The organism is Raineya sp., from assembly GCF_053497555.1.
Window position 1 is genome coordinate 20,006 of the sequence record NZ_JBRCWE010000056.1, and the last position, 7,396, is coordinate 27,401.

The window sequence follows — 7,396 nt, forward strand, 5'->3', positions numbered from 1 at the left end:
ATTTAATGTTATTAAGCTATGAAACTGCAATTTGTTATCAATCCTATTTCGGGTGGTAAATCTAAAAAGCGAGTAATTGAGGCTTTGCAAAAGCATTTTCCCAAAAATGGATACGAAATAGCCATAGATTTTACAGAAAGAGAAAAGCACGCTACCGAAATTACACAGAGGGCAGTAGAAAAGCCCGTTGATGCCGTAGTAGCCGTAGGGGGCGATGGCACTATCAATGAAGTGGCACAAGCCTTGATAGGCTCGGAAATTCCTTTGGGTATCATTCCTTATGGTTCGGGAAATGGATTGGCTCGCCACCTCAATATGTATGCTTCACCTGAAAAGGCAGTAGAAATTATCAAAAAGTTCAATCCACAAAAAATAGATACTTGCCTCATTAACGAAAAGCCTTTTTTATGCACTTCGGGGGTGGGTTTTGATGCTTACGTGAGCAGTCTTTTTGCACAAGCAGGCAAAAGAGGGTTTCAGACCTATGTAGAAAGCACTTTGAAGGCATTTTTTCAATACAAACCCGAAACTTATATTTTAGAAACAGAAAATGGCACAATGGAAATAGAAGCCTTTTCTGTAACCTTTGCCAACGCTTCACAATATGGCAACAATGCTTTCATAGCCCCACAAGCGGATATTCAAGACGGCTGGCTTGATGTGTGTGTGATTAGTCCTTTTCCGAAATGGCAAATGCCCAAAATTGGCTTAGACTTGTTTTTGAAAAATCTGCCCAAAACCAAATATTATCAAAGTTTCAGAGCCAAGCGAGTGAAGCTCAAACGTTCCCAGGCAGGTGCGGTACATTTGGACGGGGAAAATTACGCTTTGGGCGAGGAGTTGAGCGTTGCCATTCAGCCTCAAAGCCTGAAAGTACTCGTGGCTTAATTCTTTTCTTTTCGCAGTTTCTGAATTTCTTTATGGCTCAAACCTGTGCTTTGTGCGATTTGAGTATTGTCCAGACCTAAATCAATTAGCTTTCGGGCAATATCAGTTTGCTTTTTCTTTTCTACTTCTTTGATTTCTCGTTGCTTTTGTTTTTCAAGTTTTTTGAGTTGAACTTCTTTTTGTTTTTCAAGCTCTTTGAGAGCTTTTTCTTTTATTTTTTCAGCTTCTTGCAGTGCTTTTTCTACGGCTCTTTGTATAGCGAGCTTACGCGATTCTTCGGCATATTGCAAAGAAACAACTTCATCAAGATAGTGTTTGTATTGACCATCGTAAATTTCTTGTTCTTCTTCATTCATATAAAGCCTTTCCAAACGCTCTTTGGCTTTTCGGATAGCTTCTATCTCTGCCAGTTCGCTTGGTAAGGCAGATTTATACAAATCGGCACTATTGAGAAAGCGTATCCATCTGTCCAAGGCGGTTTTAATGGCTTTGTGCTTTTTTTCAAATTTTTGCAATTCTACAAAATACAGGTCTAAATAGTTCAAATCTTGGTGCGTATCGTTGGTTTCTCGGTCTTTGAGCATAAAACAACGATGATAACGTTCATCATTGAAAAAATCAAAGTCCATTAAACTTATCACAATACATTTGTTCAAATCGGAGTAATATTTGCCTCCTTTGATTTTTTTCTGAATTTCCTCTTCGGTTTGGTGGTCTAACTGAGAGCCGAATAATTTTGCCCAGTAATACAAAGTTCTGCGTCCATAAAATTCATCACCTCTGATTTGCATTTCAATATCATAAAGATTACCCTTTTCGTCTTCGGCTTTGATGTCCAGAATAGAAAGTTTCCCTTTTACGTAGTCGGCAAAGTTGTAAGGATTTTTAATTCTCAAGTCTGTAATTTGCTCATTTTCGGGAAGTATAGCATTTATCAAAGACATCAAAATATCTTTGTTTTCCTCCGAGCCAAAAAGTTTCTTGAAAACCAAATCAATTTTAGGGTTCATTCGGGGCATAGATACATCTGTTTTCAAAGCAAATATACAAAATTTTAGATTTTTGGCAATCAAGCAAACTTTTCAGGCTTTGGTCTTGTTTTTCAAAGAAAAAAATTGGAAACGCTTACTACCCAATCGCTTACTATTTCCCCCACAGAAATTTTTGAATGGGCTTTGCAGAGGGGTTACGCTACGGCTTTGTGGCGTTTGCCTAATAGCAAAATTATTCACTGCTTAATTGATTTCTCCGAAAAAATTGAGCCACAACCCTTGCAAATAGATGAATTTAGCGAAAAAAAAGGCTTTCTGTTTAGCCCTTTTGAAAACGAAGGTTTGCAGAAAAATTTTTTCCTGAATGCTGATTTTTACAGCAATTCTACCCAAATCCTAATGCCTGAAAGTATCCCTTTTCTGAAAGACTTTGATAACAAGCGTGCCAAAATCTCTAATCTCGCCTCAACCCAAGTTCAATTAGCTTTACCCAATACAGACTTTGAGAAAGTACAACATTTGCATTTGGTAGAAAAGGCAGTGAGAGCTATAAAGGAAAAGGCTTTTCAGAAAGTTGTGCTTTCAAGGAAGATGAGGGTAGCATTTTCGGAGATTTTGCAAATTTCACGTGTTTTTCAAAATCTTTGCACATTGTATCCTTTGGCTTTTGTTTCGGTGGTGTATGTACCGAGTTGCAACATTTGGATAGGAGCAAGCCCTGAAATTTTGGTGAGTGTAGATAAGAACAACATTTTCCGTACTATGGCTCTGGCTGGTACGCAAAAATACCCCGAAGGAGCAAATCTTTCTGAAATTACTTGGACACAAAAAGAAATAGAAGAGCAAGCACTTGTGAGCCGCTATATTATCAATGCTTTCAAAAAAATACGTTTGCGGGAATTTGAGGAAGATGGTCCTAAAACTATTCAGGCGGGGAACTTGGCTCATTTGCGTACTGATTTTTGGGTAAATTTGAATGAAGTGCATTATCCACATCTTTGGCAAGTGATGTTAGGGCTTTTGCACCCAACTTCGGCGGTATGTGGTATGCCCAAAGAAGAGAGTTTGGCTTTTATTCGGAATTTTGAAGGCTATGATAGAGCCTTTTACAGCGGTTTTTTGGGGCAGGTGAATATAGAAAGTGAAACGCATATTTTTGTAAATTTGCGTTGTATGCAAGTTTTACCTTCTTTGCAAGAGGCTTATTTGTATGCGGGTGGGGGTATTACGGCAAACTCTAATCCTGAAAAAGAATGGAACGAAACGGCTCTCAAAATGGAAACAATGCTGAAAGCAATCATTTAACCCAATAATTGTTTAGGTCTGATTTGCGAGAGGGAGGCAGGATTTGAGAAAAATTGATGTCATAAGCAAAAACGAGAGATAAAGCTCTTAAAGGGCTTGAACATCAAACATTGAACGTAAATAATTACAAACAAAAATTCCCGCCATTGGCGAGAACTTTTGGTCAAGAAACAACGCAATCTGTTTATTTTTAGTGCTTAAATTGAGCCTCTTCGGTAGAGCCTTTGAATGCCACAGTAGAAGCCTCGCCTCCTGTAATAACCTCTTGAACGCTATCAAAATACCCTACTCCTACAAAAGACTGATGTTTTACGGCTTTGAAGCCTTTGCTTTGCAGAGCAAATTCTCTTTGTTGTAGTTCAGAGTAGCCTGCCATACCTTTGTCTTTGTAAGCAAGGGCTAATTCAAACATACTTGTATTGAGAGCGTGGAAACCTGCCAGCGTAATAAACTGGAATTTATATCCCAAATCGGCAAGATTTTCACGGAAGGTAAGCATTTCTTTTTCAGAAAGTTTTGCCGCCCAATTGAAAGAAGGGGAGCAGTTGTAGGCGAGCGGTTTGCCCGGATATTGAGCGTGTATGGCTTGGGCAAACTCGCGGGCTTCGCCAAGGTCGGGGTGGCTGGTTTCCATCCAGAGCAAATCGGCGTAGGGAGCGTAAGAAAGCCCACGGCTAATGGCTTGCTCAATGCCACATTTTACGTAGTAAAACCCTTCGCTACTGCGTTCTCCTGTAATAAAGGCTTGGTCGCGAGGGTCAATATCGCTGGTGAGTAAGTTGGCGGCATCGGCATCGGTGCGAGCAATGATTACGGTAGGCACGCCCATTACGTCGCTGGCAAGCCTTGCGGCAATGAGTTTTTGGATAGCTTCTTGGGTGGGCACAAGCACTTTTCCGCCCAAATGACCGCACTTTTTAGCAGAAGAGAGTTGGTCTTCAAAATGCACGCCCGAGGCACCTGCTTCAATCATCATTTTCATTAGTTCGTAAGCATTCAGGTTGCCTCCAAAACCAGCTTCGGCATCGGCAACAATGGGCAAGAAATAATCAACATTCCCCTCACCTGAAAGATACTGAATCTGGTCGGCACGCAAAAGAGCTTTATTGATACGCCTTACTACCGCAGGAACACTATCCACAGGGTAAAGACTTTGGTCGGGGTACATTTCACCTGCTAAATTGGCATCGGCGGCTACCTGCCAACCGCTCAAATAAATAGCATCTAAACCTGCTTGGGCTTCTTGAACGGCTTGGTTACCTGTCAAAGCTCCTAAACCTGCTACATAATGTTGGGTATTGAGTTTTTTCCATAATTTTTCTGCCCCCTTGCGAGCTAAGGTGTATTCAATTTGCAAAGAGCCTGTTAGTTTGACTACATCTTCGGCAGTGTAGGGGCGTTCTATGCCTTTCCAGCGGGGGTTGCTTGCCCATTCTTGCAAAAGAGCATTGATTTTTTCTTGGCGTGTCATTGGTTTTGTATGTTTTGGGTGAAACAAATCTTTTGTAAAACACTTTTTCATACGAAAATATGTTACAAAGATAATTCAGCGAAAAATATAAGTCAAGCGAAATTTCGCTAAAATTTTTATTTTCGCTAAAAATTTTCCTAAAATTGTGTTTAAGTAAGTTTTTTTTGAATTTAGCCAAGAAAAAAAGGGCTTTTAAGCCCTTGCAGTAGAGAAATAAGAAACAGGATTTTGAAAAATCAGAAACCAAAAATAAGCGACAAAGTTTTAGAATGTCTTGAACATCAAACACTAAACTTTTAACCTAAATTATTAGCTAACCTTATGATTTTCAAGCTATAATGTTCCTTTGGTAGAAGGAATATCTTGATGTTCTATTTCAATAGCCTTGCGAATAGATTTGGCAAAGGCTTTGAAAGTAGCTTCAATGACGTGGTGGTCGTTTTCGCCACGAGAAAGAATGTGCAAATTGCAAAGAGCAGTATCAGAAAAGGATTTGAAAAAATGCTTGCACATTTCAGTAGGGAAATCACCAACTTTTTCACGTGAAAGGCTCAAATGAGCAGAAAAATAAGGTCTGCCTGAAAAATCCAGAGCCACTTGGGCAAGAGCTTCGTCCATTGGCAGGGTAAAATGTCCGTATCGGGCAATGCCTTTTTTATTACCCAAAGCCTTTTTGAAGGCTTCTCCCAAGGTTAGGGCGGTATCTTCAATGGTGTGATGCTCGTCTATATGCAAATCTCCTTGTGCGTGTATGCGTAGGGAAATACGAGCGTGTTTGGAAATTTGCTCCAGCATATGGTCAAAAAAGCCAATACCCGTCTGAATATCGGTGTAATCGTAGCTATCTAAATTGAGTTCTACATGAATATCTGTTTCTTTGGTTTTTCGGTGAACAGAGGCTTTGCGTTCAGAGTGGCTTTGCTCTGACAAAAATTGAGCAATTTCGTCCCAGTTGTAGCTTTGCAAGGCAAGGGCTTTTTGGTGTTTTTCGGAAAGTGCTAAGGCATTGGCATTGAACAAAATACCTTTAATGCCCATATTATAGGCAAGTTCAAGGTCGGTGAGGCGGTCGCCAATTACATAACATTGAGAGTAATCAATATCGTCTCGGTTGAGGTAATGCTCTACGAGTCCTGTACGAGGTTTGCGTGTAGGGGCGTTTTCGTGTTCAAAAGTTTTATCAATGAGAATTTCGGCAAAAGTGATATCTTCACCTTCCAGCGTTTGAAGCATTTTTTGATGAGGAGGCAGGAAATCGGCTTCGGGTAAAGAGGCTGTCCCAAGTCCATCTTGGTTGGTAACCATTACCAATTCGTAGCCTAAATGGTATTGGAAAAAGTGTAAGTTGCGGATAACCTTTGGAATAAAAGAAAGTTTTGCAAGGCTATCCACCTGAAAATTATCGGTAGGTTCATCAATGATAGTACCGTCGCGGTCAAGGAATAAAATTTTTCGCATAAAAGGTTGATTTTGGAATTGTAGAGGCAAGTTAGAAAAAATTTTAGATTTTATTTTGGAAATAAAAAGTTTTTTTATACTTTTGCAGTCCAAAATAAGTTCGGGATGTAGCACAGCCAGGTAGTGCACTCGTTTAGGGTGCGAGGGGTCGCTGGTTCAAATCCAGTCATCCCGACAAAAAAGCCTCAAAATCATTATGATTTGAGGCTTCTTTTTTTCATAATTTGCGGTTAGGAAATTTTTTTACTGAGTAGGGTTTCCACAAATTCCAGCTCTTCTACATTAAAATCGTTCATTTCGTCTAGTTCTTCATCTTTTTCATCTTCTTGGGCGTATTCGGCGTGTATATCTACATCTTTGATATAATGCACTAGTTCCCAGTTTCCATTGAAATCTTCCGTAAGAGCCGTAAGCGATTCAACCCAGTCGCCTGAATTGAGATACAAAATGCCTTCAATTTCTTTCATTGCAGGCTGATGAATATGCCCGCAGATTACAGCATCACATTGTTTGATTTTGGCAAAGCCTGCGAGTTCTTTTTCAAAATCATCAATATACGAAACAGCCGTTTTTACTTTGGCTTTTATTTTTTGCGAAAGCGAATAATAAGGCAAACCTCTTTTGGCTCGGTATTGATTGTAACGCTTATTGAGCCAAAGCAAAAAGTTGTAGCCAATATCTCCCAATTTTGCCACAAATTTCAGTTTGGTAGTGATGCTATCAAAGATATCGCCGTGTGTAATGTAGTAGCGTTTGCCAAAACTTTCATAAATGTAATCTTTGCAAATAGATAGCCTACCGATACGCAAAGGCAAAATTTGGTCTAAAAAATCATCGTGATTGCCTCTTACATAGATAACTTTGGTTTTGAGTTTATCCATCATTTTCAAGACAACCTTGATGAAACGCGTATGCTTGCGTTTCCATTTGCCCGAACGTTGAAGTTGCCAGCCGTCAATAATATCACCATTCAAGATAAGTGTTTCGCAGGTATTTTGTTTCAGAAAGCGGACAAGTTGTTTGGTTTTTGAACCTGATGCCCCCAGATGAACATCAGAGATGACGATGGTTTTATGATGTTTTTTCAAGGCAGTTTTTTTTACAAAATAAAACTTTTAGTTTGTTATGAGTGTAAAAAAAACTTTATGAAATCTTGAATTTTTTGGGCATTGGGTAGCGTTCAGGAAACAATAATTTTACAAAGCAGAATTTTTGTAGAAAAGCAGAAAACATAAAAAACAAAAAGTAAAAATTTGAGCTACTAAACATACTTTTACACCAT

Annotated in this window: 6 protein-coding genes and 1 tRNA gene; 3 read left to right on the forward strand and 4 right to left on the reverse strand. The window is 39.3% G+C overall.

Annotated elements, in window-relative coordinates; all coding sequences use genetic code 11:
* The first annotated feature begins 18 nt into the window (after window positions 1-18).
* A complete protein-coding gene (locus ACWITO_RS07215) occupies window positions 19-888 on the forward strand; it encodes a diacylglycerol/lipid kinase family protein (protein ID WP_448529322.1) in 870 nt (289 codons plus the stop codon).
* Here ACWITO_RS07215 and ACWITO_RS07220 read toward each other — a convergent pair.
* Entirely contained in the window at window positions 885-1,925 is a 1,041-nt protein-coding gene (locus tag ACWITO_RS07220; RefSeq protein WP_448529323.1) for an Rpn family recombination-promoting nuclease/putative transposase, read from the reverse strand. The two genes, ACWITO_RS07215 and ACWITO_RS07220, sit on opposite strands and share 4 nt — an antisense overlap.
* 78 nt (window positions 1,926-2,003) lie before the next feature.
* Here ACWITO_RS07220 and ACWITO_RS07225 point away from each other — a divergent pair, with 78 nt between their 5' ends.
* Entirely contained in the window at window positions 2,004-3,185 is a 1,182-nt protein-coding gene (locus tag ACWITO_RS07225; protein WP_448529324.1) for an isochorismate synthase, read from the forward strand.
* Between the two features lie 190 nt (window positions 3,186-3,375).
* On the opposite strand, the gene aceA is transcribed toward ACWITO_RS07225, so the two are convergent.
* Together aceA and hisB are read right to left on the reverse strand one after the other, a co-directional pair.
* Complete coding sequence (gene aceA, locus ACWITO_RS07230) at window positions 3,376-4,656, reverse strand: isocitrate lyase (RefSeq protein ID WP_448529325.1); 1,281 nt, start codon at window positions 4,654-4,656, stop codon at window positions 3,376-3,378.
* A 333-nt stretch (window positions 4,657-4,989) separates the two neighbouring features.
* Window positions 4,990-6,114 carry a bifunctional histidinol-phosphatase/imidazoleglycerol-phosphate dehydratase HisB gene (gene hisB / locus ACWITO_RS07235; RefSeq protein WP_448529326.1) on the reverse strand — a complete coding sequence of 375 codons (1,125 nt, stop codon included), beginning with the start codon at window positions 6,112-6,114 and terminating at the stop codon, window positions 4,990-4,992.
* A gap of 101 nt (window positions 6,115-6,215) precedes the next feature.
* Here hisB and ACWITO_RS07240 point away from each other — a divergent pair.
* A tRNA-Pro gene (locus ACWITO_RS07240) sits at window positions 6,216-6,289 on the forward strand.
* A 55-nt stretch (window positions 6,290-6,344) separates the two neighbouring features.
* On the opposite strand, the gene ACWITO_RS07245 is transcribed toward ACWITO_RS07240, so the two are convergent.
* Window positions 6,345-7,202: a UDP-2,3-diacylglucosamine diphosphatase gene (locus tag ACWITO_RS07245; RefSeq protein ID WP_448529327.1), complete on the reverse strand. Its 858-nt coding sequence runs from the start codon at window positions 7,200-7,202 to the stop codon at window positions 6,345-6,347.
* Window positions 7,203-7,396 lie beyond the last annotated feature (194 nt).